The organism is Rubrivirga sp. S365 (assembly GCF_032248475.1).
Taxonomy (GTDB): Bacteria; Bacteroidota; Rhodothermia; order Rhodothermales; family Rubricoccaceae; genus Rubrivirga; species Rubrivirga litoralis.
The window spans coordinates 2,451,458-2,478,345 of record NZ_JAVTTN010000001.1; the positions used below are offsets into that span (position 1 = coordinate 2,451,458).

A 26,888-nucleotide genomic window follows, 5' to 3' on the forward strand; every position below is an offset into this window, starting at 1 on the left:
GGACTCAGTCTAGGTTTGGACAGAGTCTAGATAGAAGCCTCGGCACCGCGCCCCGGTCCGACCCCATGCGTCCCCTCCGCCTCGTCGCCCTCGTCCTCGTCGTCGCCTCCGCGACGGCTGCCCGGTCCCAAGGCCGCGGGGCCGTCGCGGGCGCGGTGACGTCGTCCGCGACGGGGCAGCCCGTCGCCGGGGCCACGGTCCGGGTCGGCGGGCGCGGGGCGGCGGCCGGCACCGACGGCCGGTTCCTCATCGCCGACGTCCCGGGCGGGGCGGCCCGGCTCCGCGTCTCGGCGGTCGGCTACGCCCCGGCCGAGGTCGAGGTCGAGGTCCCCGTCGGCGGGCGCGTCTGGGCCGACGTGGAGTTGTCGGAGGCGGCCGTCGAGACCGGCCCCGTCGTGGTCACGGCGACGCGCACGGCCCGCGACGTCGAGGACGTCGCCGTACCCACGACCGTCGTCACCGCCGAGGCCATGCGCCAGCGCGGGGCCGTCCGGCTGGGCGACGTGCTCGAGGACGTGCCCGGGCTGTTCGTGTTCGACGACCACGGCGGCGGCGTCCAGGTCCAGGGCTTCGACGCCGACTACACGCTCGTCCTGCTCGACGGCGAGCCGGTCATCGGGCGGACGGCCGGGACCCTCGACGTGGACCGGCTGGCGGTCGCCGGGGTCGAGCGCGTCGAGGTGGTCGAGGGGCCGTCGTCGTCGCTCTACGGGTCGGAAGCGCTGGCGGGCGTGGTCAACCTGGTCACAGCGCTGCCCGCGGCGGGCACCGAGGCGGGCAGCGCCCGGCTCCGGGCGGGGTCTTATGGCGAGTCCGACCTGACGGCCGAGGCCGCCGTCGGCCGCGAGCGGTGGGCCGTCCGCGTCCTCGCCGACCGGTTCGGCTCGGACGGCTACGACCTCACGCCCGAGGCGTTCGGCCCGACGACCCCGTCGTTTACCGACTGGACCGGCGACGTCCGCGCTGAGGCGCGGCTGGGGGCGGGGCGGCTGAGCCTCGGCGCGCGCGTCGCGGCCCAGGACCAGGCTGGCGCGTTCGCGCTCGACGAGGGCGGGGCGGAGGTCGGCTACGACGACGCCGGCCGCCGCGTCGACTGGAGCGTCCACCCCGAGTGGACCGCCCCGCTCGGCGGCGGGCTCCGGCTCACGACGACGCTCTACGGCGCGCGCTACCAAGCCGAGACCCGGCACCGCCGGCAGTCCGACGGTGCGCTCGCTTACACCGACGACTTCGACCAGCGCTACGCCAAGGCCGAGGCTCAGCTCGACGCGGCCTGGAGCGGCCGCCACATCTCGGTCGTCGGAGCCGGCGCGACCACCGAGCGGCTGGCCGGCGACCGCTACGGCGCGGGCGGGGTGGCGCCGAGCGCGCGGCAGGGGTACGCCTTTGCGCAGCACGAGTGGTCGCCGTCGCGCCGGCTCGCCGTCGCCGTGAGCGCCCGGTTCGACGCCCACTCCGACTACGCGGCCCGGCTCACGCCCAAGGCGTCGGTCCTCGTGCGCCCGGCGGCCGGGCTCCGGCTCCGGGCCAGCGTGGGGAGCGGGTTCAAGGCCCCGGCCTTCCGCCAGCTCTACCTCGCGTTCACGAACGCGGCCGCCGGCTACAGCGTGTTCGGGGCCACGCGGCTGGCCGAGGGGCTCGGCCGGCTGGAGGCCGAGGGGCAGGTCGCGCAGCGGTTTCTCGACCCGGCCGCGCTGGGGGTCCTGGAGGCCGAAAACTCCGTGGCCGTCAACGCCGGGCTCGCCGCCGACCTCGCGCCGGGGCTGACCGTCGAGGTCGGCGGGTTCTGGAACGAGGTCGCCGACCTGATCGAGACGCAGCCGGTGGCGCAGAAGACGAACGGGCAGCAGGTGTTCGGCTACTTCAACCTCGACCGGATCTACACGCGCGGACTGAACGCCGAGGTGACGGCGCGGCGGGGCGGGGTGGAGGTCGCCGCGAGCTACCAGTTTCTCCAGGCCCGCGACCACGCGGTCGTCGACCGGCTGGCGGCTGGGACCGTGTTCGGCCGCGGCACGGACGGCCGCGACGTGCAACTCTCGCTGGCCGACTACGGCGGCCTCTTCGGGCGCTCGCCGCACGCCGTGACGGCCCGTGCGACGGCCATCCGCGGCCGCTCCGTGGCCTCGCTCCGCGCCCGCTGGCGGAGCCGCTACGGCTACCGCGACCTCGACGGCAACGGCCTCGCCAACCGCGACGACGAGTTCGTGTCCGGCTACGCCGTCGTCGACCTCACACTCACGCACCGCGTCCCGCTCCCGGTCGGCCGGCTCGAGGTCCAGGTCGGCGCCGACAACCTGCTCGACGTGACGCGGAGCACGCTCGTCCCCTCCATGCCGGGGCGGACGTTGTTCGCGTCGCTCGGCCTCCTCTTTTAGCCTCCACCACCCCGCCCCATGACCCGCCCCGCCCTCCTCGCCCTCTCCGGCGCCCTCGCGCTCGCCGCCTGCGACTCCGCCGATCCCGAGCCCGTGCCGGTCCCGCTGAACGTCCAGACCGCGGCCGACGTCGAGGCCGACCCGACCTCGGGCCGTGACCCGAACACAGGCGCGCCGGTCGCGAACGACCAGTTCACGCTCTACGACCTCGACACCGGCGAGGTCGTCCTGTCGTCGTCGGAGGACGACCCGGCCGTGCGCGCGGCCGACTCGACGGGGACGGCCTGGGACATCGGGCTCAAGGGCACGACGGTCATCCTGAACGGCGGCACCAGCGGCCCGGGCTCGGTCCGCGGCCGACTCCTCGAGGCGACTCCGTTCGCCGGGCTGGTCGAGGCGCCGGCCGAGGGCTACCTCGTCGACGGCGAGAACGCGTGCCCGGCCGTCCAGACGCCGGGCGGCTCGTTCCCGGGGACGCCGTACGTCGTCTGCACGGGGTCCGGCAACGGGTGGTACACCTACGCCGACGGCGTCGTCACGCCGGTCCCGGGCCGGACGCTCGTGCTCCAGACCAGCGAGGGCGACTACGCCAAGCTCCGCGTCCTCAGCTACTACCGCGGCAACCCGTCCGAGCCGGGCGGGGAGAGCCGCTACTACACGTTCGAGTACGTCGTCCAGCCCGACGGCTCGCGCGACTTCGACGCGACGGCGGCGCTCTAGCCCCGCCCCGCCCCGCTCCTCTCATTCCACCCCGCCCCATGCTCCGCTTTCCCGCCCTTCTCGCCGTCGTCCTCGTGGCCCTCGCGCCGCCGGCGCCGGCCCAGGACGCCGACGCGCCCGGCCTCCTCGTGATGGCCCACGGCGGCGACCCCGCCTGGAACGCCTCGGTCGAAGACGCCCTCGCCCCGCTCCGCGAGCGGTACCCCGTCGCCGTCGCGTTCGGCATGGCCGACCCGGCCTCGCTCGGCGCGGGCGTGGCCGAGCTCGAGGGCCGGGGCGCCGGGCGCGCGGCCGTGGTCCGGCTGTTCCTCGACGGCCGCTCGTTCCTCCACCAGACCGAGTACTTCCTCGGTCTCCGGCCCGACGCGCCGGACCAGTTCGTGCTGCACGGCCCGTCGGGCGGCCACGGCGGCAGCCACGGCGGCGCCCACGGCGAGCACGGCCCGCCCGCGCCCGTCGAGCACGGGCTGGCCCTCGCGCTCTCGCCCGACGGCCTCATGCAGGCCGACGAGGTGGCCGAGGTGCTCGCCGCGCGCGCGGCGTCCGTGAGCGAGAACCCGGCGGCCGAGTCGGTCCTCGTGCTCGCGCACGGGACCGGCGACGACGTCGAGAACGCCCGCTGGGTCGCGGCCATGGAGCGCCTGACGGGCGGGCTCCGCGAGGCGGGCTACCACGCGGTCCGCGTCGAGACGCTCCGCGAGGACTGGCCCGAGCCGCGGGCGGCGGCCGAGCGGGCCATCCGCGCGTTCGTCGCGGCCGAGACCGAGGCCGGGCGGACGGTCCTCGTGGTCCCGTTCCGGCTCTCCGGCTTCGGCCCCTACGCGGCCGTCCTCGACGGGCTCGACTACCGGGCCGCCGAGGCGGGCATCCTCCCGCACCCGGCCGTCGCCGACTGGGTCGAGCGCGAGTACCGGACCGTCGTCGCCCGCGCCGGCTGGGAGGCCCCCGCGCCGTAACGCCCCGCCCACGCCCACGCCGCCGCGTCGGGCGGGGCGGTGCGGGGCGGCCTGCTGAGAGACGGTTTGGTAGCCCACGTCAAGCCTCCTCCCCCCAGCGGGGGGAGGCCGGGAGACCCAAAGGGCGAGGGGGACCCAGGGTGACCGCCCCGCCCTCGACGGCCGCTCCGACGCCCATCCCCCACCCCGCCCTTTGGGTCCGGCCCTCCCCCGGTGGGGGAGGGAGAACCTCTACCAAACAGTCCCTGAATCGCCCCGCCCACGCCACGGGCGGGGCGGGCCGACGCTGCCCGCCGCGTCTCCGGGCACCACCCCGCCCCCAGCGCTCCGGGCGGGGTGGGCGCTGCCGGGCAGGACGCCCTGCGCCCTAGAAGATCACCCCGCCCCGGACGGTCAGGAGCAGGGCCGTCGCGTCCTCGCCGAGGATGAGCGACGGGTTGGCCTCGACGTAGAGCGACGTCGCGTTCAGCGGGACGGCCCACCCGATGCCGCCGTGGACGGTCGGCCCGCCGCCGCCGTCGAACGGGATGAACCCGCCGAACCCGCCCAGGACGTACCGGGCCGTCCCGCCGCCGGGCAGCGTCACGATGAGCGAGGCCTGCGGGTTGAGGACGTACCGGGCGTCGCGCGTCCCCTCGAAGAGGTGGGCCGAGGCGCCCAGGCTCGCCGCCACCGAGACGTCGGCGTTGACCGGCAGCGCGACGCGCCCGCGGACGCCGAGGGCCGGGCCGTCCGGGCTGAGGTCGCCGCCGAAGAGCGCGGCCGACACGTCGAACCCGACGCCGATGCGGGGCGGGGCGGCCTGGGCGAGCGCCGGACCGGCGGCGAAGAGCACGAGGAGGACGCCGAGGCGGCGCCACGCGGACGGAGACAACATGGGTGGGGGGACGATCGGGTCGGGCACCGGGGCGCTCTGCGCGCGTATCCCGCAGACTGCACCCGGCGCCCTCAAAGTACCCACCCCGCCCCCGATGGCCGACCCCACCGACCGCCCCGCCCTCGCCCCTTCTGCCGGCGACGGCGCCCCGCACGTGCGCGACCAGGCCGGCGACCCCGACGCGTTCCTGCCCCTGGGGACGATCCCCTACGGCGTCACGAACGGCGACTACGACCCGGCGTCGTTCGACGGCCTCGACTTCTACCGCGTCGACGACCTGCTGACGGACGACGAGAAGGCGCTGAGGGACCGGCTCCGGGAGTACGTCTCGGCCGAGGTCCAGCCCGTCATCGAGCAGCACGCGCAGGCGCTCACGTTCCCGCTCGACGTCGCGCGCGGGCTCGCACGGCTGGGCGCCATCGGGCCGACGATCCCGGCCGAGTACGGCGGGCTCGGCGCGTCGTCGGTCGCCTACGGGCTCGCCATGCAGGAGGTGGAGCGGGCCGACAGCGGGCTCCGCTCGTTCTGCTCCGTCATGGGCTCGCTCGTCATGTACCCGATCTACACGTACGGGAGCGAGGAGCAGAAGCGGCGCTGGCTGCCGCGGCTCGCGACCGCCGAGGCCGTCGGCTGCTTCGCGCTGACCGAGCCCGACGTGGGATCGGACCCGGGCTCGATGACCACGCGCGCCCGCCGCGACGGCGACGACTACGTAATCACCGGCCACAAGCGGTGGAGCACGAACGCGTCGATTGCCGACGTGGCCCTCGTCTGGGCCAAGGACGACGACGGCGACGTCCGCGGCTTTCTCATCGAGACCGACCTCGACGGCGTCTCGACGCCGCGGATCATGGACAAGTGGTCGCTCCGGGCCGCCGTCACGTCCGAGGTCGTGCTCGACGAGGTCCGCGTGCCGGCGAGCGCCATGCTCCCGAACGTGAAGGGGCTGAAGGGGCCGCTCTCGTGCCTCACGCAGGCCCGCTACGGGATCGCGTGGGGCGTGCTCGGCGCGGCGATGGCGTGCTACGACGCGGCCCTCCAGCACACGACCTCGCGCGAGCAGTTCGGGCGACCGGTGGCCGGCTTCCAGCTCGTCCAGAACCACATCGCCGATATGCTCGCCGGCATCACCAAGGCGCAGCTCGTAGCGTGGCGGCTGGGGCGGATGAAGGACGAGGGCACGATGCGCCCCGCCCACGTCTCGCTCGCCAAGCGCGACAACGTCCGCATGGCGCTGAGCGTGGCGCGGCAGAGCCGGCAGCTCCTGGGCGGCAACGGCGTGCTCGGCATCTACCCCGTCATGCGGCACATGGCCAACCTCGAATCGGTCGTGACCTACGAGGGGACCGACGAGGTCCACACGCTGGTCCTCGGGCTGGAGGCGACCGGGATCAACGCCTTTTCCTGAGCGGGGCGGGGTGGCGTAACTGCCCCGCCGCCCCGCCCGTAGCCCGCTCGCACCCACCCCGCCCCGATGGACATCACCGGACTGTTCGCCATCTTCGCCGTGTTTATCGGTCTGCCCTGGGCCGTGTTCGCGGGCATCGCCAAGGTCAAGGCCGCCAACGCCGCCGGGCGGGGCGGGGAGGGCACCGAGCTCCGCGCGAGCGAGTTGCGCGCGATGATCGAGGCGTCGGTCGAAGAGGCCACCGCCCCGCTCGTCCGCCGCATCGAGACGCTGGAGGCCATCGCCACCGACGACGAGCCCGCGCGGGCGGGGCGGCTCGACCCGGCCACGCTCGCCAACGTGTTCGACACGGACCTGGACGACGCCAACGACGTCCCCGCCGCTCGGCGCCGCGCGCGCGAGTAGTGCCGTCGGTCCGCCCCGAGCACAACGACGCCTTTTGGGCGGCCCTGGCCGAGCGGCCGTGGCGGCGCGTCCGCTGGCGCCGTGCGCGCACGCCCGACGCCCCGCCCGAGGGCGCGCGGTGCGTCGCGTTCGGGACGCCCATCCACCGGGCCGGCACCTACTACGTTCGCCCCGCCTACACCGACGGCGAGGCGTGGCTCAGCCAGCAGGCCTACGAGGCGATGGTCCGGCGGACGCGCGGCGGCCGCGCCTCGCGGCGGACCTCGGACCGCCCCGCCCCGCCCGACGGCTGAGAGCGTGCCCTCGCCTGAACGGGGGCGGGGTGGTCCCGCAGGCTGGGAGTTATAACAAGTCCGGTTGATCCGTGCCAGACGGCTCCCCCCGCTTCCCGGCCTGGGAGCAGAGCGACGCAAGGGGCGCTCGGGCGGGGGGAGCGGGCTGGGCGCGAGCTGTGACAGTCTACCCGGATTCGGTATTAGGTGGAGGGCGGGGCGGGGCGGTCTGCCTGAGGGGCAGATCGGAGGACCCACGGGCAGCCCGCGCGAGTCTCAGGAGCGCCGTCGCCGGCTGCTCCGGGTCCCGCTGAGGGGCAAGCCGAGCCTCCGCGGTCCATCCAACCCTTTCTCCACCCCGCCCGCGCGTGCCCATGTCCGCTTCCCCCACCACCGTCGACGCCGTCGTTATCGGCTCCGGCCACAACGGGCTCGTCGCCGCGGCGGCCCTTGCGAAGTCGGGGTGGTCCGTCGTCGTGCTCGAGGCCGAGGACACGCCCGGCGGGTGCATCCGCTCGGGCGAGGCCACGGTCCCCGGCGTCGTCCACGACCTGTACTCGACCAACCAGAACCTCTTTAAGCAGTCGCCGCCGTACCAGGCGTGGGAGGACGACTTCGAGCGCCACGGGCTCCGCTTTGCCCACTCCGACACCCCGTTCTGCAACGTGTTCGAAGACGGCACGGCGCTCCGCGTGGTCGCCGACCTCGACCGGACAGCCGACCTGCTGGCGCAGCACTCGGCCGCCGACGCCGAGGGCCTCCGGCGGCTCAACGAGCGCTTCCAGGACTTCCAGACCGCGTTCCTCCCGCTCTACAACTACGCGCTCCCTTCGGCCGGGGCCGCCGCGGCGGTCGCCAAGGGCGTCGCCTCGGTCGGCGTGGAGCGGACGCTGGAGCTGGCCCGGATGCTCCTCGGCTCGACGCGTGAGCTGGGCGCGAGCTACTTCGAGACCGAGAAGGCGCAGGCGCTCCTCGCGACCTGGGGCATGCACATGGACTTCGGGCCGGACGTCTCGGGCGGGGCGGTCTTCCCGCTCATGGAGACGTTCTCGAACATCGCCGGCGGCATGGTGGTCGCCGAGGGCGGGGCGTCGAAGATCCCGCAGGCGCTCTGCGCCATGATCGAGGAGAACGGGGGGACAGTCCGCACCGGCGCCCGCGTGACGCGCATCCTGACCGACGACGGCCGGGCGACGGGCGTCGAGATCGAGGGCGGCGAGCGGATCCAGGCCGAGAAGGCCGTCATCGCGAACCTCATGCCTCAGGCCGTCTTCGGCGGCTTGCTCGACGGCGTCGAGATGCCCGAGCCGTTCCAGCACAAGGTCGAGGGCTACCAGCACGGGCCGGGCACGTTCATGCTCCACCTGACCCTCGACGGCCCCGCGCCGTGGGCCGCCGGCGACGACCTCGCCGGCTTCGCCTACGTCCACGTGGCGCCGACGGTCGACGACCTCGCGCGGACCTACCAGCAGAGCCTGGCCGGGCTCCTCCCCGACAGCCCGCTCCTCATCGTCGGCCAGACGACGGCCGTCGACCCGACGCGCGCGCCCGACGGCACGCACGTGCTCTGGGTCCAGGTCCGCTCCGTCCCCGGCACGATCCAGGGCGACGCCGCGGACGAGATCGACGCGACCGACTGGGACGGCGCCACCGGGCCGTTTACCGAGCGCGTCCTGGACAAGCTGGAGCGGTTCGCTCCGGGGGTCCGCGGGCGCATCGTGGGCCAGCACGCCATGAGCCCGATGGACCTGGAGCGCCACAACGCGAACCTCGTCGGCGGCGACTCGATTGGCGGCAGCGCCCACTTCCGGCAGAACTTCCTGTTCCGCCCGTTCCCCGGCTGGAGCCGCTACGAGATGCCGGTCGAGGACCTCTACCTGTGCGGCGCGGCGACGTGGCCCGGCCCGGGCAACAACGCGACGTCGGGGTGGCTCGTGGCCGAGCGGCTCACGAGCGGCGTGCCGTGGAAGGAGGTCGCCCTGGGCGCGGCGGCAACGGGTGCCACCGGGGCCGCCCTCTGGTCGCTCCTGTCGTCCTCGGACGAGTAGGGGCGGGGCGCCACCCCGCCCGAGCGCCGCCATCCCGTTCCACAGGCTCCGCCCCGCCCGGCGGCAGGAGCGAGGGCGGGGTGGGCGGGGCGGCCAGATCCAACAGGTAGGGCGCGGCCGGAGGGCTCTTCGTGCTGTCCCACCCCGCCCTGGAACGGAAGGGCTGCGGCCGCGGAGACCCGTGCCGTTAGAACTCCCGGCTCTTCCAGAGGTAACGGGTGACTGGCGTGGGCTCCGCGCCTGTCTCCTCTGTCTAGCCTCCTGGACCCTTGGCCTCTCTCATCGGAACCATCTCCGACCACTGGTGGGTGCCGCTGCTCCGCGGCATCGTCGCCGTCCTCTTCGGCTTCATGGCGCTCGCTTGGCCGGTGCTCACCCTCGGTGTGCTGGTCCTGCTCTTCGGGGCCTACGCCCTCGTAGACGGCGTCGTCGCCGTGATCGGGGCCGTCCGTTACCGTGACCGGGTGGAGCGGTGGTGGCTGTGGCTCATCACCGGCGTGCTCGGCATCGTCTTCGGCGTGCTCACCTTCTTCTGGCCGGGCGTGACGGCGCTCGTGCTGCTCTGGTTTATCGCCGGCTGGGCCATCCTCACCGGCATCTCCGAGGTCCTGGCCGCGGTCCAGTTCCGCAAGGCGATCGAGGGCGAGTGGCTGCTCGGGCTGGCCGGCGTGCTCTCGGTCCTCTTTGGCGTCGCCCTCCTGGTGTGGCCCGGGGCCGGACTGCTCAGCCTCGCCTGGCTGATCGGAGCGTACGCGCTGGTGACGGGCGTCGCCCTCGTCGTGCTCGCGTTCCGCCTGCGGAGCCTGTAGGGCGCGCCACCCCGCCCTGCTCTCAAAACCGCCCCGCCCCGCCCCAGCGTTGGGCGGGGCGGCCGAGTCTTGTGGAGACGGGGGCGGGGTGGCCGTGCCGAAGGTGGCCCCCGCTTACCCGTTCCACCGAACGACAAAAGCCCCCGTCCCGCTGGGGACGAGGGCTTTCTATCGATCGGTGTACGCCCGAGAGGATTCGAACCTCTGGCCTTTGGTACCGGAAACCAACGCTCTATCCAGCTGAGCTACGGGCGCGTGGGGTGGTCCCAAGATACGGCCGGGGCGGGGTGGGGCAACCCGGTCCTCCGCAAGAGCGCGTGAACCGGCCGCCCCGCCCTATACCGAAGCGTAGCGGTCGGCGACGGGCACTTCGCACCGCCGGCGGCGGATTTCGTACCGGGCCATGCGTACGAGCGCCCGGTCGCGGGTCTCGGCGTCGCGGTCGTCGGACGGCGCGACGGGGCGGTCGACGGCTTCTTGGAGCTTACGGTCGGAAAAGAGCTGGAAGTGTTCGGGGGTCATCGGAGCGTTCATCGTAGGGCAGGGGCGGGCGCCACCGCCCGCTCGAAATCAGAGGGCTCCTTGTACGCCGGGGGCGGGGTGGGGGTCCCGGCGCGGCCTCGGGCGATTCCCGAACCGCCCCGCCCGCACGCTGCCGCCCCGCCCCTACGCGGCCTCGGCTTCGAGCGCGGCGACGAGCTCGTCGAAGGGGAGCGTGGCCCCGAAGATGCGGCTGTCGGCGCCCGCGTACGGGATCACCAGCCGGTCGCCCCAGCGATGGTTGGCGCAGGCGAAGAGCACGTTGTCGACGCCGAGTTCGTCGTCGCCCTCGGTCTCGAAGGCACCCGAGGGGCGCATGAGCGGCTCGATCCGAGCGCGGACCGGGTCGTCGTGGGAAAAGTCCAGGAGCGCCGCCGAGAGGTCGTACTCGCGCGAGCCGTCGGGCGCGTAGTGGCCCTGGTGGTAGACCATGAGGAACCGCTCGCCGCCGAGCGACAGCGGCGGCCCGCCCGCCCCGACCCACGACTGCGCAAACTCCTTGTAGCGGTACGACCGGAACAGGAGTCCCTTGCTCGTCCACGGCCCAGCGGGGTCCGGGGCGGTCGCCCAGTGGACGGCCATCGCGTCCTCGCCCTCCATCGGCCGGTGGAGCAGGACGTAGTTCCCGTCGACCGGCTCGGGCAGGAGCGCCGCGTTCTTGTTGTTGATCCGGTTGAGGTCGCCCGCGGTCGGTCCGTGGAGCTCCCACGTCACGAGGTCGGCCGACGTCGCGAGGCAGATGTCGACGTGCCGGTCGAAGTCGTCGCCTGGCGTGGGGTCGGTGTAGCCCGTGTAGTACAGGTAGTACGTGTCGCCGACGCGCGTGCACCGGGCGTCTTCGAGTCCCAGGTTGTGGAACGGGGCGTCGGGGCTGAGGGCGGGGCGGTCGCTGCGGTGGACGAGGTCGAGCGTCGGGGTGAGGATGGCGCGGCCGAGGTACGACGGCGCCATCCGAATGTGCTCCTGGACCTCGCCCTGCGCCCGGTACAAGAGCACGCACGCCCCGCCCGCCTCGCGGAGCCGGTCGGCCTGGGCGTCGGTGAGGCCCCACGCCGGGAGCAGCGCCTCCAGCCGGTCGGCCTCGACGAGTTGGCCGGCCGGGTTGAGGACCACGCCGGACTCCCAGGGGTTGTCCTGGACGGGCGCGAGAAAGGGGCGCCCTCCGTGCAGGCGCTCGACGGCGACCGGCGGCGGGGCCTCGATGGACCGGGCGGGGCCGACCGTGGGGGGGGGCGTGGCGTGCATGGCTCCGGGGGGCGGGGTAGAGGGAAGATACCCGCCCCGCCCCCAAATACGGTGCCTATCCCTCCCGGGCCTCGTCTGCGGCCGCCTGGGCGCTGGCGGCCGCCCCGCCGCCGGCGAGATCTTCCGCGGCGAGGTGGGCGAAGATGCACGCCAGCGCCGACTCGGCCCCCTGGTTCAGGTTCACGCCCTGCTCCGAGAACCCGTCGTAGCAGGCCCCCGTGCGGACGTCGAATAGGGGCTGCCCGACCCGGTTGCGACCGTAGAACCACGCCACGGCCAGCCGCGCCGCCTCCGCGTAGCGGTCGTCGCCGGTGAGCGCCGCGTCGGCCGCCCAGCACCGCGCGGCGTAGCCCGCGTCGATGGGCTGCTGGTCGAACACGGCGTGGCCGCCGCCCTTGCGGAGCCAGCCCCGGTTGCCGACCGCGTCGAACTGCCCGTCGCAGACCGTGTTGGCGAGCACGAACTCGCCGGCGTCGAGGGCCACGTCCCGGAACCGCTCGGCGGCGGGCTCGCCCTCCAGCCGGTTCGCAGCGCGGAGCAGCGCGTGGGGGACGAGCGCGTTGGCGTACGTGAGCTCGTCGCAGAACCACCGCCAGCGCGGCGTGACCGACCGCTCGAACTGCTCGACGAGCCGGGTCGCGTGCGTGCGGAGCGCGTCGCGGAGCGCGTCCGCGTCGGGAAACTGGCCCAGCGCGAGGTCGAGCCCGCACGCGGCGTACGCGACGGCCCGCGTGTGCGTGAGGTCGACGCCCAGCGACCGCTCAAGGAGCGACCGGGCCAGGAGCCGCGAGGGCTCGTCGGGCGCCCAGGCCGCCGTCGCGCCCAGCCCCCAGAGCGCCCGGCCCGTCGTGTCCTCCCCGCCCCCGTCGTCGAGGAAGCGGCGGCCGTAGTCCATGAAGTTGTGGAACGTCCCGTCCGGCCGCTGGGCGTGCTGGACGAAGCTGAGGCACGTCCGAGCCACGGCGAGGGCTGTCGCGCGCTCCTCGCGCTTGGGGTCGAGGCGGCGGGCGGCGTCGTAGGCGGCCACGAGCGCGCGGCCGGCGTCGTCGGTGCAGTACCCGTGCGTCCGGTCGGGGACGCCGAACGTGGCGTGCTGGATCGGGCCGACGTCGTCGGTGATCCGGTCGAGGTAGCCCAGCGCCGCCGGGAGCGCGCCGGGGTGGACGTCGAAGGCCGCGGGCGGGGCGGGGTGGGCGCGCACGGCGGCCTCGAACACCTCGCGGTAGGCGGCGCCTGTAGCCGGCCACGTCGTCGTCTCGCCAAAGGCGCGGGCGCGGGCGGCGGCCTCGGCGCGGGCCTCGGGGTCGGCCGCGTAGCGCGCGAGGGCCTCGCCGAAGGCGTCGGTGTCGCCGTAGGGCACGAGCGCGCCCGCCCCGCCCGCGAGCACTTCGCGGGCGTGGAGGTACGGCGTGGACACGACGGGGAGCCCGGCGGCGAGCGCGTAGGACAGCGTCCCCGAGCAGATCTGGTCCATGCCCGGGTAGGGCGTGACGTAGACGTCGGCGGCGCAGAGCCATCCCCACAGCTCGTCCTTGTCGACGTAGCGGTCGACGAACCGGACGTGGTCGTCCAGCCCGCGCGCGGCGACCTCGGCCTGGAGCCGCTCGCGGTACGCCTCGCCCTCGCGCTCGACGATCTCGGGGTGCGTCGAGCCCAGCACGACGTAGAGCAGGTCGGGCTGCGCGGCGACGGCCCGTTCGAGCGACGCGATCGCGAACTCGATCCCCTTCGACGGCCCGAGCAGCCCGAACGTCAGCAGGACCGTTCGGCCCTCCAGCCCCAACTCCTCGCGCAGCCCCGGCGGTGGGACGGCCGGGGCGGCCGGCGCCCCGTGGGGGACGACGGCGACCTTCGAGACGGGCACGCCGTAGACGGACTCGAGCAGGTCCCGCGCCGTCTCGGTCATGACCACGACGCGCGTCGAGCGCGCGACGACGGCCCCGAGCGCCCGCCGGTAGTGGCCGGGCGGGTCGGGGAGGACCGTGTGGAGCGTGGTCACGACCGGCCGGTCGCAGGCGTCGATAAAGTCGAGGACGTAGCGGCCTTCTGCCCCCCCAAAGATCCCGAACTCGTGCTGGACGCTCACGACGTCGGCCGCCCCGCCCGCGACGCGCCGCCCGGCGGCGGTGTAGTCGGCCCGTGTCGGCTGGTCGACCTCGAGCGTCACCTCGGGGCGCTGGCCGTCGCCGGCCGGCGCGCGCACGACCGAGACGACGTCGGACGTCACGCCGGCGTGGACGAGCCCGTCTCGAAGGTCGCGGGCGAACGTCGCGAGCCCGCAGGCGCGGGGCGGGTAGGTCGAGAGGATCGTCGCGTGCATACCGGGTGTGGGGCGGTGGTGGGAGGGCGGGGCAGCTACGCCGTGTTCGGGGGCCGGCTCGGGAGCTCAAGCGGCCCGAAACCCTCGGGTTCAGGCACCCCATGTACCCCGCGGAACGCGGAGGGGTTGCCGACGCAGAAGGTCCGCCCCGCCCGCGAGCGAGTTCATCCGGTGCGCCCTGCCCGCGGGCTCGGGGCTCGTCTGAGCGGCCCCGCCCGTGCCTCTGGGCGGGGCGGGAGGCCCGGCAGCGGCCCGGGCGGGGCGGAAACGCCCGAACCCTTCACGCGGCCCGGGCAGCCTATCCGCCTCCCCGCCCGTTGTTTGCCGTTCACTGCCGCCCCGCCCGTGCCCGTCCGCATCACCGCCGTCGACTCCGGGTCGCTCGCCCACACGCTGGGGTGGGCGCCCGGCGACCAGATCCTCGCCGTCAACGGCGAGGCCGTCGCCGACGAGCTCGACCTGAGGTTCAAGGCGTCCGAGGAGCGGCTGGCCGTTAAGGTCCGCGTCGGCGGCGACCTCCGCGAGGACGTGGTCGAGAAAGGCCCCGACGAGCCGCTCGGCGTGACGCTCGAGGAGTTCCGCGTCAAGACCTGCGGCGACGACTGCGTCTTCTGCTTCGTCGACCAGAACCCGACGGGGCTGCGCGACACGCTCTACTTCCGCGACGGCGACTTCCGCATGTCGTTCCTCTACGGGAACTACATCACCGTCACCAACCTCCGCGAGCGCGACCTCGAACGGATCGTCGAGCAGCGGCTCTCGCCCCTCTACGTCTCCGTCCACTGCACCGACGACGACGTCCGCGCGCGGATGATGGGGCACCGGACGCTCCGCGACCGGCTGGGCGAGAAGCTCCGCTACCTGGCCGACCATGACATCGAGCTCCACGCCCAGATCGTGCTCGTCCCCGGGTTCAACGACGCCGGCCGCCTGGTCGAGACGATTCTCGACCTCTACGACCTCCACGAGCGGCTGTACTCCGTGAGCGTGGTGCCCGTCGGGCTCACGCGGCACCGGCGCGAGCAGGCCGACCTCCGCCTCGTGTCGCCGGCCGAGGCCCGCCAGCTCGTGCGCCTCGTCGAGCGCTGGCAGCGGACGTTCCGCGAGACGATCGGGCGCGGCTTCGTCTACCTCTCCGACGAGGTCTACCTGCTCGCCGGCCAGGACTTCCCCGACGAGGACGACTACGACGGCTACCCGCTCATGGAGAACGGCGTCGGGATGAGCCGCGACTTCCTGAACGAGTTGGCCTTCCAGGCCGAGGACTTCCCCGAGGCCCTCCCCGCCCCGCGCCGCGTGACGTTCGCCTCGGGCGCGCTCACGGCGCCGTTCCTGGACGAGCGCGTCCGCCCCGCCCTGGAAGGTGTCGGCGGCCTGGACGTGCGCGTCGTGGCCTGCGAGAACCTCCTCTTCGGCGACTCGGTGACGGTCTCGGGCCTCCTCAACTTCAAGAGCTTCGCCGCCGCGCTCCGGCCGCTCGCCGAGCGGGGCGAGCTCGGCGACCTCGTCGTGCTCCCGCCGGACAGCGTGAACTTCGAGGGCCTCTTCCTCGACAACCGCCCCGGCCAGATGACGCCGGACGACCTCAGCGCGGCCTTGGGCGGGGTGGAGGTGGCCGTGTTCGACGGCGACTGGGCCGCGCTCGTGGACCGCCTCGCGGACGCGGTGCCGGCGTAGACCGCCCCGCCCGCGAGGGCGGGGTGGAGGAGGGCGGGGCGGCCTGCCTACCCGTACGGACACCATGCATGGTGTCCCTACCCAAGACTGCGGCGCAGCCCGGGCGGGGTGGCGTCGCGGGGCGGGACGGCCCCGGTGCAAGACCGGCGCGGCGCCCGCCGATACCCCCGCGAATCCCCGCCGGCGGCCCGACGTTGAGGCCGCCCCGCTCTGCCGCCCCGCCCGATGACCGACCCGCCCGTCGCCGACCGCCCCGCCCCGCAGGGGCCTGCCCCCCTGGGGTCCGCCCCGCCCGCCGAGGCCGTCCCCGCGTTCCGCGACGCGTGGCCGTGGGCACGGCCGGTCCGCCTGACTGGGTGGATGGAGCGGAACGGGTTCACGCCGCTCTGGGCGGCGGCGCTCGTGTTCGTGCTGGCGTTCCTCCTGTTCCAGCTCGTCGTGAGCCCGCTCGTGATCGCGATCGGCATCGGGATCGACGTGGCGCGGTCGGGGGGCGGGGCGGACGTCGGGGCGCTCATGGAGGGCGTGCTCGAGAACGGGCGGCTCCTGCTGACGGCCAACACGGTCGGGCAGGCCGTCGGGTTCGGGCTGCTGGCCGTCGCCGTCGCCCGGCTCCACTCGCCCGACGCCTGGGAGTACCTCCGCGTCCGGCGCCCGGACGGCCCCGGGCTCGCGCTCGCCGCGCTCGGGTGGGCCACGCTCTACCCGGCCGTCCTGTGGGCGGGCCAGCTCAACGAGTCGCTCCCGCAGCCCGAGTGGCTGCGCCAGTTCGAGCAGTCGCAGGTCGAGCTTCTCGAAGGCGCGCTCCTGGGCAGCGACCTCTCGACGGCCTTCCTGTTCGTGGCCCTCGCGCTCACGCCGGCCATCTGCGAGGAGCTCCTGTTCCGGGGCTACCTCCAGCGCCAGGTCGAGCGCCGGGGCGGGGCGGTGGCGTCGATCGTCGTGGTCGGCGTCCTGTTCGGGGCCTACCACCTCCGGCTGAGCCAGGTGGTCCCGCTGTCCATGCTCGGGATCTACATGGGGTTCGTGGTCTGGGCGACGGGCAGCCTGTGGGCCGGGGTCGCGGTCCACCTCCTGAACAACGGGCTCGCGGTGACCGTCGCCGCCATCGCCAAGCACCGGGGCGACGTCGACATGGCCGAGATCGAGGCGGCCACGTTCCCGTGGTACCTTGGGATCGGCGGCCTCGTCCTGACGTACGCCGTCGTGCAGGCCCTCCTCCGCCGCCGGCACGCGGTCGTCGGCGACCGCGACGACGCCGAGCCGGTCACCGCCCCGCCCCACCGCCCCGCGACATGAAAGAGCCGTCCGGCCCCCCCCAGCACAACGACCCCGAAGACCGCCAGTCGCGGACCTACGAGGGGTGGATCTCGGTCTACGAGTGCTCGACCGACTTCGAGGCCGACCTCGTCCGCGACCGGCTGGACGAGGCCGGCGTCGCGGCCGTGGTCCTCACGCAGCGCGACCACAGCTTCAACCTCAACGTGGGCGACATGGCCCCGGTCCACGTGATGGTCCGGCCCGGCGACGAGCGGGCAGCCCGGGACATCGTCAACCAAGCCCCGCTCTCGGACGAGGAGCTCGAGGCGGCCGCCATGAGCGCCGACGTCATGGCCCCCGACGCCCACGACCCGTCGGCCGAGGCCCGCCTGGACTCGGGGATCGAGGAGATCAGCCTGGACGTCCCCGACGACGACGAGGCGTAGGCGCCTCGTGTCGAACCTCACTCAGCGGACCCTCACGGCTATCGTCGCGGCGGCCCTCGCCATCGGCGCGGTGTGGCTCGGGGGGTGGGTGTTCGCCGCCGTCATGGGCGCGGTGGCGGTCGCGGCGCAGGTCGAGGTCTACGGCCTCCTGCGCAAGGCCGGCGCCGACCCGTTCGTCCCGCTCGGGCTCGGGCTCGGGCTGCTCACGTCGATGCGCGCCGTGATCCCGGGGAGCCTGAACCTCCTCGTGCTCGGCGGCCTCGTCGTGCTCCTCGGCGTCCTGTACCGGCGGAAGGCCACGCCGCTCCTCGACGCCTCGGCCACGCTTTTCGGCGTGGCGTACCCCGCGGCCTTCGTCGGCTCGTTCGTCGCCCTCCGCCTTGCCGACCCGCCCTGGCTCGTAGGCCACGACGCCTTCTGGCTCACGACGGCCGCGCTCTTCGGCATCTGGGGCACCGACACGTTCGCCTACTTCGCGGGCCGCGCATTCGGGCGGCACCCGCTGTTCCCGCGCGTCTCGCCCAAGAAAACGTGGGAGGGCGCCGTGGGCGGGGCGGTCGGCGCGCTCGTCGTCGTCGCCGGCTTCAAGCTGGCCGTGCTCGACGCGGTCCTGACGTGGGCCGATGTGGCGGCCATCGCCTTCGCGTGCGGCGTCGCGAGCCCGTTTGGGGACCTCGTCGAGAGCCACTTTAAGCGGTCGGTCGACGTCAAGGACTCGGCTACGTGGCTGCCCGGCCACGGCGGGCTCCTGGACCGGATCGACGCGGCCGTCGTGGCCATGCCGCTCGTGGTCCTGTACCTGGACCTGACGAAAGGGCTGACGTAGGGCGCCCTCCGGGTGGGTACGAGGTACGGGCTTGGGTGGACCGTCTCGGATCGCTGGGTCTGCCCTCGCGTCCTGTTGCGGCCTGCTTTGGTGCTCTGGGTGCTCTGCCAGCGGGTACTGACGGGCGGGGCGGTCGGGCGGCACGTTCTCCTCCTGGACAGCCGGAGGCCGGCGCCAGCCAACCGTCAGGTCGGCGGAGCCAGGAGGGGGGCGGGGTGGTGGACGAGGCGAGCATGAACCCGCCAGCAAGAGCTCGACGCAGCGGGGCGGGGCGGTCACTCCCAGGTCCCACCCCGCCCGCGTCCTACGACCCGCTTGACGGGCGGGGCGGCAGACCGGGGAGAAGCCACCCCGCCCCGCCCGCGCCACACGGGGCGGGGTGGGGGCGACGCAGTGCGGCATGCCGTCGTGTGAGCGAGCCTCTACGGGCGGGGCAGTCGACGCGGTGCGGAACCTGCTTTGCCGCAATGCGTCAAAAAGCCCGAACCACCCCGCCCCCATGCCCCGCCTCATCAAACGTTACGGCAGCCGGAAGCTCTACGACACGGCTGAGAGCCGGTACGTCAGCCTCGACGAGATCGCCGGGTTCGTCCGCGAGGGCCAGGACGTCCAGGTCGTCGAGAACAAGACGGGCGACGACGTCACGGCGGCCGTGCTCACGCAGATCATCTCGGAAGAGGGCCGCAACGGCCGCTCGCTCCTCTCGACGCCGTTCCTCCACGACCTCGTGCGGATCGGCGAGCGGGCCGTCCGCGCCGGCGAGGGCGCCGTGGGCGCCGGCCTCTCGACGGCCCGCCGCGGCGTCGACGACTTGGCCCGCCTCGCCGTCGACCGGATCCGCCCGGGCGGCCCCATCGCCGAGGTCCGCGACGAGATGGACCGGCTCCGGTCCCGCCTCGCGGGCCTCGAACGGACGCTCAACGAGATCGACGAATCGCAGACCGACTAGCTGACCCGACGCGCTCCGGCGCCGACCACCAACCTCCCATCCCCATGGCTACCACGACTCAGAACCTCCAGAAGGAGTTGAAAAAGACCACCACCGACGCCGTCACGCTCGCCAGGTCCACGGCGGGCAAGGTGCAGAAGGACGTGAACGACACGGTCGGCGACGTCCGCGACTCGGTCCAGAACGTGTTCCTCGCCGGCCTCGGCGCGCTCGCGCTGGCCGAGGAGGAGGGGTCGAAGCTGTTCAAGAACCTCGTCCAGAAGGGCGAGAAGGTCGACCTCCCCTCGCTCGGCGTGGACCGCCTGAAGGCCGTCCGCGACGACCTCGAAGGCCGCGCCGGCAAGGCGACGGGACTCGTCAAGGGCCGCGCCGCCTCGGCCAAGGACGCAGCAGATGACACCGCCGACAAGGCCGAGGACCGGCTCCAGGAGACGGTGGCGACCGTCATGAAGCGGCTGGGCGTCCCGACGCGCGACGAGGTCGGGGAGCTCTCGGCGAGCGTCGAGCGCCTGACGGACCACATCGAGCGCCTCAAGACGAGCCAGGTGTCGGCCGAGCCCGTGACGCCGGCTGCGCCCGTGACGGCGGCCCGGGCGGCGGCGTCGGCCGCGCCCTCGGTACAGGCCGACGCCTCGATGCAGGCCGTCGGCGGCGGCTGGTACGAGATCCGCGTCGGCGAGGTCGTCGTCGAGAAGGTCCAGGGGCGGGGCGACGCCGAGGCCGCGCTCGTCCGCGTTCAGGAGCAGCGCGCGTAGGCGTCCCCGGACGTCCTCCGCACCGGGCGGGCGTGGACTCCCGCGCCCGCCCGGCTTCGTTTCTGCACGTCCGCCCGGAACGCGTGGTCGCGCTGCGCGCTCGGCCACCCCGCCCTCGTCCGCCCGCCCCGCCCCGCCCGGCGGTACACTCTGATCCCCCCGAAAGCGCTTCCGCTATGCAGATCGCCGACTTCCAGCAGACGACCGGGACGGTCGGGCTCGCCCTGGCCGGCGGCGGCCCCGAGGGCGCCATCTACGAGATCGGCGTGCTCCGCGCCCTCGACGACGCCCTCGACGGGCTCGACCTCAACGACGTCCCCATCACGGTCGGCGTCTCGTCGGGCGCGTTCGTCGGCGCCTCGCTCGCGAACGGGATCACGACGGCCCAACTCGTCCGGTCCGTCGTCGGCGAGGAGCCGGGCGAGCACCCGTTCCGCCCCGACCTGTTCCTCTCGCCCGCGCTCGGCGAGTACGCCCGGCGGGCGCTCCGCGTGCCGGGGCTCGTCGCCGAGGCCGTGTTCACGGCGCTCCGGCACCCGCGCGATTCGAGTGGCCTGGTCTCGACGCTCGTCGACCGGCTGGGACGGGCGCTCCCGGTCGGCGTGTTCGACAACGCCCCGCTCCGGACCTTCCTGCGCGCCACGTTCGAGCACGAGGGGCGGACCGACGACTTCCGCCGCCTCCGCAACCGGCTCGTCGTCGTGGCGACCGACCTGGACTCGAGCGAGACGGTCCTGTTTGGGGAGCCCGGCCGCGACGACGTCCCGATCTCGCGGGCCGTCCAGGCCTCGACAGCGCTCCCCGGCCTCTACCCGCCGGTCGAGATCGGCGGGCGCCACTACGTCGACGGCGTCCTCAATAAGACGGTCCACGCGTCGGTCGCGTTCGAGGGCGGGGCGGGGCTGGTCCTGTGTGTGAACCCGATCGTGCCCGTCGACACCGCCCGCGCCGTCGCGACGGGCGCCATGCGCCGCGGCCGCCTCGTCGACCGCGGCATGCCGGGCGTGATGAGCCAGACGCTCCGCACGCTCGTCCACAGCCGGATGGGGACGGGCATGGCCAGCTACCGCGGGCGCTACGACGGCGCCGACCTCGTCTTGTTCGAGCCGCCCAAGGACGACTACACCATGTTCTTTACGAACGTGTTCTCGTTCGCCGCGCGCAAGGAGATCGTGGCCCACGCCTACGCCTCGACGCTGGCCCAACTCCGCGACCGGGCCGACGAGGTCGGCCCGGTCTTCGAGCGCCACGGGATCACGCTCCGCGACGACGTGCTCTCGCGGTCGCAGTTCGACGTGTGGGAGAGCGTGGGGCTGGCGGCCGGGCGCCCGCTGCTGCCCTCGACGGTCGCCACGCGCGACCTCCACGACGCGCTGGCGGACCTGGAGGAGGTGCTCCGCGCGCGGGCGGCGTAGGCCGAGGAGAGCAGGTAGAGCGGGGGAGGGCAGGTAGAGCAGCGGACGTCGCCGCCCCGCCTGGGCGCCTTGGGGGAGCAGGTAGAGCAGGGGGCGGGGTGGCGGCTGAAACGTTCCGCCCCGCCCACGGCTTCGGGCGGGGCGGTCGAGCAGGCGAGACGAGCCAACCCGCCCTGTTTCCAGCTACCACCCCGCCCGTAGGTTCGGGCCGTGGCCGACTTCTTTCTCGATCCCGCCCCGCCCGCCGCCCCGCCCGTCCCGGCCAGCGACGCCGAGCGGCGGGCGCTCGTGGCGCTCTCGCTCGTGCCCGGCGTCGGCGCGGGGCGGGCGCGGGCGCTCGTGGCCGACTTCGGGTCGGCCGAGCGCGTGCTCGCGGCGCCGGCCGGCCGGCTCGTCCGCGTCGACGGCGTGGGGCGGGCGACGGCCGAGGCCGTCCGCGCGGGCGCCGACGCGCGGGCGGTCGACGACCAGTTCCGGCGGGCCGAGCGCGTCGGCGCGCGGCTCGTCGCGTTCGGCGACGACGAGTACCCGGCGCTCCTCCGCGAGATCTACGACCCGCCGCCGTTCCTGTGGGTGCTCGGGCGGTTCGACGCGGCCGACGACCGGGCGGCGGCCGTCGTCGGCACGCGGCGCGCGAGCGACTACGGGCTCCGCGTGGCCGAGGCGTTCGCGCGCGGGCTCGTCGAGGGCGGGGCGACCGTCGTGAGCGGGCTGGCCTACGGCGTCGACGTCGCCGCGCACCGGGCGGCGCTGGCCGCCGGCGGCCGGACCGTCGCCGTCCTGGGCTCGGGCGTCGACCGGATCTACCCGTCGCGGCACGCGCCGGTCGTGCGCGAGGTCGTCGAGCGCGGCGCGGGCGCCGTCGTGTCGGAGCTCCCGATGGGGGCGAAGCCGGACGCCCCGCACTTTCCGCGCCGCAACCGGATCGTCTCGGGCATGAGCGCGGCCACGGTCGTCGCCGAGGCCCGCGCGACGGGCGGGGCGCTCCTGACGGCCGCTATTGCACTTGAACAAAACCGCGAGGTGTTCGCCGCGCCGGCGCCCGTGTTCTCGGACTACGAGGGGACGAACCGGCTCGTGCAGCAGGGGTGGGCCGCCCTCGCCCTCGGCGCGTCCGACGTCCTGGCCGCGCTCGACGCCGTGGCCCCGGCCGCCGCCCCGACCGGCGCGGCACCGCCCGCGCCCGCCCCGCCCGACCTCACGGCCGTCGAGCGCCGCCTGCTCGACGTGCTCGACGGCGAGCCCCGCCCGCTCGACGCCGTCTGCGGCGCGTCCGGCGTCGACACGTCGCAGGCGCTCGTGTACCTGCTCCAGCTCGAGTTCCGCGGGCTCGTCCGCCAGCTCGCCGGCAAGCAGTTTTACCGGGCGTGAGCGGGGCGGCTCGCCGCGCCCGAGGCCGCCCCGCCCCGCCCGCGCGGTGAGGGGGCGGGGCGGTGGCCTGGTTCTTGTATGGAGACGGGCGCCCCGGCGTAGGTTTGCGCCCCATCCCCCCGTCGTCCCCCCGCCTGGTTGACTGCCGTCAAGCTCACGCTCTCTGTTCTCGCCGTCCTGCTCGTGCTCGCCGTTGCGCTCCCGTTCGTGCGGAAGCCGTACTGGTGGGTGCGGATGTTCGACTTCCCGCGCGCCCAGATCGCCGCCGCCGCGGTCGTCGTGCTCGTCCTGTTCGGGGTCGTCCACGTCGGGTTCGCCGAGCCGGGCGGGGTGGAGTGGGCGATCATGGGGCTCTTGGCCCTCGCCACGGCGTACGAGGTGTGGCGGATGCTCCCGTACACGCGGCTCGCCGGCGTCCAGACGCTCGACGCCGACGGCGCCGCCGAGGGCCGCTCGTTCCGGCTCGTGATCTCTAACGTGCTCATGGAGAACCGCGACGGCGAGCGGTGGCTCGAGACCGTCCGCGCCGAGGACCCCGACCTCGTCGTCGCCGTCGAGACGGACGCGTGGTGGGCCGAGACGGCGGGCGCCCTGAAGGACCGGCTGCCCCACGCCGTCGAGCTGCCGCAGGACGACACGTACGGGATGTGCCTGTACTCGCGGCTCGAGCTCGAAGACGTCGAGGTCCGCCACCTGGTCGAGGACGAGGTCCCGAGCCTGTGGGTCCTGGCGCGGCTCCCCGGCGGCGACCGCGTCCGGTTCGTGTTCCTCCACCCGCGGCCGCCCCGCCCCGACATCGCCCAGGACTCGACGCTCCGCGACGCCGAGCTGGTCCTGGCCGCCCGCGACATCGTGGACTTCGACGAGCCGGTCGTCGTCGCCGGCGACCTCAACGACGTGGCCTGGAGCTACACGACGGGCCTGTTCCAGAAAAAGGCCGACCTCCTCGACCCCCGCGTCGGGCGCGGCCTCTTCGCCACGTTCCACGCCCAGCACCGCTGGCTCCGCTACCCGCTCGACCACGTGTTCCACTCGGACGACTTCGCGCTCGTCGGCCTGAAGCGGCTGGGGGACGTGGGCAGCGACCACTTCCCGATCGCCATCGAGCTGGCCCTCGACGAGTCCAAGCGCCCGCTCCAGGAGGCCCCCGACGCCGACTCGGCCGACGATGAGGAGGCGGCCGAGATGGTCGAGGACGCGGCCGCGTTCAAGGAGGAGGAGTCCGAGGAGGAAGCCGAGGAGCGCAAGGCGGCGGACGTGTAGGCTCGCCTGAGGGAAAAGGGAAAAGGGAAAAGGGAAAAGGGAAAAGGGAAAAGGGAAAAGGGAAAAGGCGCGCGGGCGGGGCGGTGCCTGTTTTGTTCCGCTCTGCCCCATTTAGACATGGGCGGGGTGGTGACCGGCGAGGCCGCCATCAACCTGGGGCGGCGGCAGTTCCCCTCCTGGCCAGGAGGGGCTAGGGGTGGTGGACGACGCGAGCAGCGCCGCACGACGAGGCACCGCCCCGCCCGATGCCACCCCGCCCGCAGGTGACACCCGTAGGAATAACCACGCGCCGCGGGCGGGGCGGTCCTGGGCGGTGCCGCCCCGCCCCACCTGTGCGCCGCGGCCTGACGGCGTTGCATGCAACGCCGCTACGATGGCCGCCCCACCGCGGGCGGGGCGGGGCACCTTGGCTGCCCGCGGCCCGTTTTCTCCCGACTTCCGCCCCGCCCGGTGGCGCCGGCGGGGCGGGGCGGCCATCTTCCGCCTTCCGCCTTCCGCCTTCCGCCTTCCGCCTTCCTGTGACCCTCGACGCCTACCGCGACCTGTTCGACCTCCCCGCCGACGTGGCCTACCTGGACCACGCGGCGACGGGCGTCCTCAGCCGGCCGGCGCGCGAGGCGGCCGTCGCGTTCCTCGACGCGCGGGCGGGGCGGGACCCGAGCCGCTCGCCCAACGACTACCCGACTGACCTGGAGCGCGTCGACCGCGCCCGGCGCCGCGCGGCCGCCCTCGTCGGCGCCGGCGTGCGCAACGTGGAGGTCGTGCCCAACACGTCGGCCGGGCTGGGGCTGCTGGCGTCCGGGCTCGACTGGCGGCCGGGCGACCGCGTCGTGGTGCCGGCCTGCGAGTTCCCGGCCAACGTCCTCCCGTGGCGGGCGCTCGAAGACCGCGGCGTGGCCGTCGACCTCGTGCCGCACCGCGAGGGCACGTTCACGGTCGAGGACGTCGAGGCCGTGCTCCGCCCCGAGACGCGGCTCGTGGCCGTCTCGTGGGTCCAGTTCCTCTCCGGCTTCCGGTGCGACCTGGACGGCCTCGGCGCGCTGTGCCGCGAGCGCGGCGTGCTCTTCGCTGTCGACGCCATCCAGGGCGTCGGCGCGCTCCGGCTCGACGTGGGAGCCGTGCGGCCGGACCTCGTCGCGTTCGGGGGGCACAAGTGGCTGTGCGGGATGCAGGGGGCCGGCGTCGTCGTCGTGGCCGACACGCTGCTCGACCGGCTCCGCCCCGCCCGCGGGTGGCTCAACGGGCCGATCGACTGGGACGACCTGGAGGCCGCCGGCCTCGCCCTCCACGACGACGCCACGCGGTTCCGCACGGGGACGCTGCCGACGGCCCAGCTCTACGCGCTCGACGCCGCGCTCGGCCTGTTCCTCGACGTGGGCGCCGACGCCGTCGAGGCCGCCGTGCTCGCCGGGGCGGGGCGGCTGGCCGACGGCCTCGCGCGCCTCGGCGCCCGGCGCTACGGGACCGACCACCCCGCCCGTGCATCCGGCATCGTGACGGTCGCGGTCGCCGACCCCGAGGGTCTCCACGCGCACCTCGCCGAGCGGGGCGTGGCCGTGTCGCTCCGAAACCGGCTCGTCCGCTTTGCGCCGCACGCCCACACGCGCGAGGCCGACCTCGACCGGGCGCTCGACGCCGTGGCCTCGTTCGGACGCGTCGCCGCGGGGGCATCGTGACCGACCGTGAGGCCGCGCGCGCGGCGAGCAACGAGCCCGACAAGGTCGAGACGGTCCTCGAACTGGAGGTGCCGCCGGGGCAGGCGCCGGTCCGCCTCGACGTGTACGTGACCGACAAGACGGCGAACGCGACGCGCTCCAAAGTGCAGCGCGCGGTCAAGGACGGCCGCGTCGACGTGAACGGGAAGACGGTCACGAAGGTGTCGACGCCGGTCCAGCCGGGCGACCGGATCGTGTGCCGCGTCATGCGCCCGCCGCCCATCGAGATCGTCCCCGAGGACATCCCGATCGACGTGCTCTACGAGGACGACACGCTCCTCGTGGTCAACAAGCCGGCGGGCATGGTCGTGCACCCGGCCTACGGCCACCGCTCGGGCACGCTCATCAACGCGCTCCTCTGGCACGTGGGTGCGGGGCCGGTGCGCGGCGACGAGATCGACGACGCGGACGACGACGACGTCGGCCTGTCCGTCGCCACGGCCGGCCCACGCTACGAGGGCGACCCGACGGTGCGGCCCGGCCTCGTGCACCGGCTCGACAAGGACACGACGGGCGTCATGGTGGTCGCCAAGACCGACGTGGCCGCGGCGCACCTGGGCAAGCAGTTCGCCGACCGGACGATCCGCCGCCGGTACCTCGCGCTGGTGTGGGGCGAGCCCGCCCCGCCCGAGGGCCGCGTCGAAGGCTGGCTCGGCCGGAGCCCCCGCGACCGCAAGCGGATCGCGACGCGTCCCGAGGGCGAGGGCAAGTGGGCGGCGACGGCCTACGAGACGGTCGAGCCGCTGGGCCACTTCGCGCTCCTCCGGTTCCGCCTGGAGACCGGCCGGACGCACCAGATCCGCGTCCACGCGCAGTCCATCGGCCACCCGGTCTTCGGCGACCCGACCTACGGCGGCGACGCCGTCGTCTACGGCCGCCGCGACGGCTCGCGGAAGGCGTTCGTCGGCAACCTCCTCGCGCGGCTCGGCCCGCGCCAGGCGCTCCACGCGCACACGCTCGGCTTCGAGCACCCGACGACGGGCGAGTCCCTGGACTTCGAGGCTCCGCTGCCGGAGGACATGGCGTGGGTGCTCCAGCGCATCCGCGACGTGGAGGGGTAGGCGCGCCTGCGGCTCGCGGGGAAATGGGACACGCCGGGCAGGGTGGCGCCGAGTTTGTTCCGCCCCGGCCCGTTCACACCTGGGCGGGGTGGTGACCGGCGAGGCCGCCGTCAACCTGGGGCGACGGCAGTCCCCCCCTGGCCACCGCGAAGCGTCGGCGCAGCCAAGAGGG

The 26,888-nt window shown here is 74.4% G+C and carries 23 protein-coding genes and 1 tRNA gene; 19 read left to right on the forward strand and 5 right to left on the reverse strand.

Going from position 1 to position 26,888, the window contains the following annotated elements; all coding sequences use genetic code 11:
• Positions 1-65 precede the first annotated feature (65 nt).
• From RQM47_RS10635 to RQM47_RS10645, 3 genes are read left to right on the forward strand one after another with little or no spacing between them, the layout of a single operon-like run.
• The gene (locus RQM47_RS10635; protein ID WP_311664339.1) at positions 66-2,378 is read left to right on the forward strand and encodes a TonB-dependent receptor; all 2,313 of its coding nucleotides are present in this window, start codon (positions 66-68) and stop codon (positions 2,376-2,378) included.
• Between the two features lie 18 nt (positions 2,379-2,396).
• Positions 2,397-3,098: an HmuY family protein gene (locus RQM47_RS10640; protein WP_314008921.1), complete on the forward strand. Its 702-nt coding sequence runs from the start codon at positions 2,397-2,399 to the stop codon at positions 3,096-3,098.
• A gap of 38 nt (positions 3,099-3,136) precedes the next feature.
• Positions 3,137-4,054, forward strand: a complete 918-nt coding sequence (locus RQM47_RS10645) for a hypothetical protein (RefSeq protein ID WP_314008923.1) — start codon at positions 3,137-3,139, stop codon at positions 4,052-4,054.
• Positions 4,055-4,421: 367 nt separating this feature from the next.
• Here the strand turns inward: RQM47_RS10645 and RQM47_RS10650 are convergent, their stop codons facing one another.
• Positions 4,422-4,931, reverse strand: coding sequence for a hypothetical protein (locus tag RQM47_RS10650; RefSeq protein WP_311664344.1), 510 nt, complete (start codon positions 4,929-4,931; stop codon positions 4,422-4,424).
• A gap of 94 nt (positions 4,932-5,025) precedes the next feature.
• On the opposite strand from RQM47_RS10650, the gene RQM47_RS10655 reads away from it, so the two are divergent.
• The 5 genes from RQM47_RS10655 to RQM47_RS10675 all read left to right on the forward strand — a co-directional run bounded on the left by RQM47_RS10655 (position 5,026) and on the right by RQM47_RS10675 (position 9,873).
• Positions 5,026-6,339: an acyl-CoA dehydrogenase family protein gene (locus RQM47_RS10655; RefSeq protein WP_314008925.1), complete on the forward strand. Its 1,314-nt coding sequence runs from the start codon at positions 5,026-5,028 to the stop codon at positions 6,337-6,339.
• A 66-nt stretch (positions 6,340-6,405) separates the two neighbouring features.
• A complete protein-coding gene (locus RQM47_RS10660) occupies positions 6,406-6,744 on the forward strand; it encodes a hypothetical protein (protein WP_314008927.1) in 339 nt (112 codons plus the stop codon).
• Positions 6,744-7,037: a hypothetical protein gene (locus RQM47_RS10665; RefSeq protein WP_314008929.1), complete on the forward strand. Its 294-nt coding sequence runs from the start codon at positions 6,744-6,746 to the stop codon at positions 7,035-7,037. The genes RQM47_RS10660 and RQM47_RS10665 overlap by 1 nt, the downstream gene beginning before the upstream one ends.
• A 353-nt stretch (positions 7,038-7,390) precedes the next feature.
• Positions 7,391-9,064 carry an NAD(P)/FAD-dependent oxidoreductase gene (locus RQM47_RS10670; protein ID WP_314008931.1) on the forward strand — a complete coding sequence of 558 codons (1,674 nt, stop codon included), beginning with the start codon at positions 7,391-7,393 and terminating at the stop codon, positions 9,062-9,064.
• 269 nt (positions 9,065-9,333) lie between these two features.
• The gene (locus tag RQM47_RS10675; RefSeq protein WP_311664354.1) at positions 9,334-9,873 is read left to right on the forward strand and encodes an HdeD family acid-resistance protein; all 540 of its coding nucleotides are present in this window, start codon (positions 9,334-9,336) and stop codon (positions 9,871-9,873) included.
• A 181-nt stretch (positions 9,874-10,054) separates the two neighbouring features.
• On the opposite strand, the gene RQM47_RS10680 is transcribed toward RQM47_RS10675, so the two are convergent.
• The 4 genes from RQM47_RS10680 to RQM47_RS10695 all read right to left on the reverse strand — a co-directional run bounded on the left by RQM47_RS10680 (position 10,055) and on the right by RQM47_RS10695 (position 13,978).
• A tRNA-Arg gene (locus tag RQM47_RS10680) sits at positions 10,055-10,128 on the reverse strand.
• Between the two features lie 81 nt (positions 10,129-10,209).
• Positions 10,210-10,395, reverse strand: a complete 186-nt coding sequence (locus RQM47_RS10685) for a hypothetical protein (RefSeq protein ID WP_311664355.1) — start codon at positions 10,393-10,395, stop codon at positions 10,210-10,212.
• Positions 10,396-10,539: 144 nt separating this feature from the next.
• Positions 10,540-11,658, reverse strand: a complete 1,119-nt coding sequence (locus tag RQM47_RS10690; protein ID WP_311664356.1) for a family 43 glycosylhydrolase — start codon at positions 11,656-11,658, stop codon at positions 10,540-10,542.
• Positions 11,659-11,713: 55 nt separating this feature from the next.
• The gene (locus tag RQM47_RS10695) at positions 11,714-13,978 is read right to left on the reverse strand and encodes a glycosyltransferase (RefSeq protein ID WP_311664357.1); all 2,265 of its coding nucleotides are present in this window, start codon (positions 13,976-13,978) and stop codon (positions 11,714-11,716) included.
• Between the two features lie 321 nt (positions 13,979-14,299).
• Here RQM47_RS10695 and RQM47_RS10700 point away from each other — a divergent pair, with 321 nt between their 5' ends.
• The 11 genes from RQM47_RS10700 (at position 14,300) to RQM47_RS10750 (ending at position 26,716) form a co-directional block, all read left to right on the forward strand.
• The gene (locus RQM47_RS10700) at positions 14,300-15,655 is read left to right on the forward strand and encodes a DUF512 domain-containing protein (protein WP_311664358.1); all 1,356 of its coding nucleotides are present in this window, start codon (positions 14,300-14,302) and stop codon (positions 15,653-15,655) included.
• A gap of 225 nt (positions 15,656-15,880) precedes the next feature.
• Complete coding sequence (locus tag RQM47_RS10705) at positions 15,881-16,954, forward strand: CPBP family intramembrane glutamic endopeptidase (RefSeq protein WP_314008933.1); 1,074 nt, start codon at positions 15,881-15,883, stop codon at positions 16,952-16,954.
• Complete coding sequence (locus RQM47_RS10710; protein ID WP_311664360.1) at positions 16,951-17,361, forward strand: putative signal transducing protein; 411 nt, start codon at positions 16,951-16,953, stop codon at positions 17,359-17,361. The genes RQM47_RS10705 and RQM47_RS10710 overlap by 4 nt, the downstream gene beginning before the upstream one ends.
• A 7-nt stretch (positions 17,362-17,368) precedes the next feature.
• Positions 17,369-18,187, forward strand: coding sequence for a phosphatidate cytidylyltransferase (locus tag RQM47_RS10715; protein ID WP_314008935.1), 819 nt, complete (start codon positions 17,369-17,371; stop codon positions 18,185-18,187).
• A 499-nt stretch (positions 18,188-18,686) separates the two neighbouring features.
• Complete coding sequence (locus tag RQM47_RS10720; protein ID WP_314008937.1) at positions 18,687-19,136, forward strand: polyhydroxyalkanoate synthesis regulator DNA-binding domain-containing protein; 450 nt, start codon at positions 18,687-18,689, stop codon at positions 19,134-19,136.
• A 44-nt stretch (positions 19,137-19,180) separates the two neighbouring features.
• Positions 19,181-19,891, forward strand: a complete 711-nt coding sequence (locus tag RQM47_RS10725; RefSeq protein WP_314008939.1) for a phasin family protein — start codon at positions 19,181-19,183, stop codon at positions 19,889-19,891.
• Positions 19,892-20,067: 176 nt separating this feature from the next.
• Positions 20,068-21,306: a patatin-like phospholipase family protein gene (locus RQM47_RS10730; protein ID WP_314008941.1), complete on the forward strand. Its 1,239-nt coding sequence runs from the start codon at positions 20,068-20,070 to the stop codon at positions 21,304-21,306.
• 210 nt (positions 21,307-21,516) lie between these two features.
• Positions 21,517-22,677 carry a DNA-processing protein DprA gene (dprA, locus tag RQM47_RS10735; RefSeq protein ID WP_314008943.1) on the forward strand — a complete coding sequence of 387 codons (1,161 nt, stop codon included), beginning with the start codon at positions 21,517-21,519 and terminating at the stop codon, positions 22,675-22,677.
• A gap of 138 nt (positions 22,678-22,815) precedes the next feature.
• Positions 22,816-23,940, forward strand: coding sequence for an endonuclease/exonuclease/phosphatase family protein (locus tag RQM47_RS10740; protein ID WP_314008945.1), 1,125 nt, complete (start codon positions 22,816-22,818; stop codon positions 23,938-23,940).
• Positions 23,941-24,458: 518 nt separating this feature from the next.
• Positions 24,459-25,616 carry an aminotransferase class V-fold PLP-dependent enzyme gene (locus RQM47_RS10745; protein ID WP_311665559.1) on the forward strand — a complete coding sequence of 386 codons (1,158 nt, stop codon included), beginning with the start codon at positions 24,459-24,461 and terminating at the stop codon, positions 25,614-25,616.
• Positions 25,613-26,716, forward strand: coding sequence for an RluA family pseudouridine synthase (locus RQM47_RS10750; RefSeq protein ID WP_311665562.1), 1,104 nt, complete (start codon positions 25,613-25,615; stop codon positions 26,714-26,716). Before RQM47_RS10745 ends, RQM47_RS10750 begins: the two co-directional genes overlap by 4 nt.
• Positions 26,717-26,888 lie beyond the last annotated feature (172 nt).

What these genes read in the sequence shown, in the direction of transcription:
- RQM47_RS10635 (WP_311664339.1), top strand. Translation starts at nt 66, where the DNA reads ATGCGTCCCCTCCGCCTCGTCGCCCTCGTCCTCGTCGTCGCCTCCGCG.
- RQM47_RS10640 (WP_314008921.1), top strand. Translation starts at nt 2,397, where the DNA reads ATGACCCGCCCCGCCCTCCTCGCCCTCTCCGGCGCCCTCGCGCTCGCC.
- RQM47_RS10645 (WP_314008923.1), top strand. Translation starts at nt 3,137, where the DNA reads ATGCTCCGCTTTCCCGCCCTTCTCGCCGTCGTCCTCGTGGCCCTCGCG.
- RQM47_RS10650 (WP_311664344.1), bottom strand. Translation starts at nt 4,931, where the DNA reads ATGTTGTCTCCGTCCGCGTGGCGCCGCCTCGGCGTCCTCCTCGTGCTC.
- RQM47_RS10655 (WP_314008925.1), top strand. Translation starts at nt 5,026, where the DNA reads ATGGCCGACCCCACCGACCGCCCCGCCCTCGCCCCTTCTGCCGGCGAC.
- RQM47_RS10660 (WP_314008927.1), top strand. Translation starts at nt 6,406, where the DNA reads ATGGACATCACCGGACTGTTCGCCATCTTCGCCGTGTTTATCGGTCTG.
- RQM47_RS10670 (WP_314008931.1), top strand. Translation starts at nt 7,391, where the DNA reads ATGTCCGCTTCCCCCACCACCGTCGACGCCGTCGTTATCGGCTCCGGC.
- RQM47_RS10685 (WP_311664355.1), bottom strand. Translation starts at nt 10,395, where the DNA reads ATGACCCCCGAACACTTCCAGCTCTTTTCCGACCGTAAGCTCCAAGAA.
- RQM47_RS10690 (WP_311664356.1), bottom strand. Translation starts at nt 11,658, where the DNA reads ATGCACGCCACGCCCCCCCCCACGGTCGGCCCCGCCCGGTCCATCGAG.
- RQM47_RS10695 (WP_311664357.1), bottom strand. Translation starts at nt 13,978, where the DNA reads ATGCACGCGACGATCCTCTCGACCTACCCGCCCCGCGCCTGCGGGCTC.
- RQM47_RS10705 (WP_314008933.1), top strand. Translation starts at nt 15,881, where the DNA reads ATGACCGACCCGCCCGTCGCCGACCGCCCCGCCCCGCAGGGGCCTGCC.
- RQM47_RS10710 (WP_311664360.1), top strand. Translation starts at nt 16,951, where the DNA reads ATGAAAGAGCCGTCCGGCCCCCCCCAGCACAACGACCCCGAAGACCGC.
- RQM47_RS10720 (WP_314008937.1), top strand. Translation starts at nt 18,687, where the DNA reads ATGCCCCGCCTCATCAAACGTTACGGCAGCCGGAAGCTCTACGACACG.
- RQM47_RS10725 (WP_314008939.1), top strand. Translation starts at nt 19,181, where the DNA reads ATGGCTACCACGACTCAGAACCTCCAGAAGGAGTTGAAAAAGACCACC.
- RQM47_RS10730 (WP_314008941.1), top strand. Translation starts at nt 20,068, where the DNA reads ATGCAGATCGCCGACTTCCAGCAGACGACCGGGACGGTCGGGCTCGCC.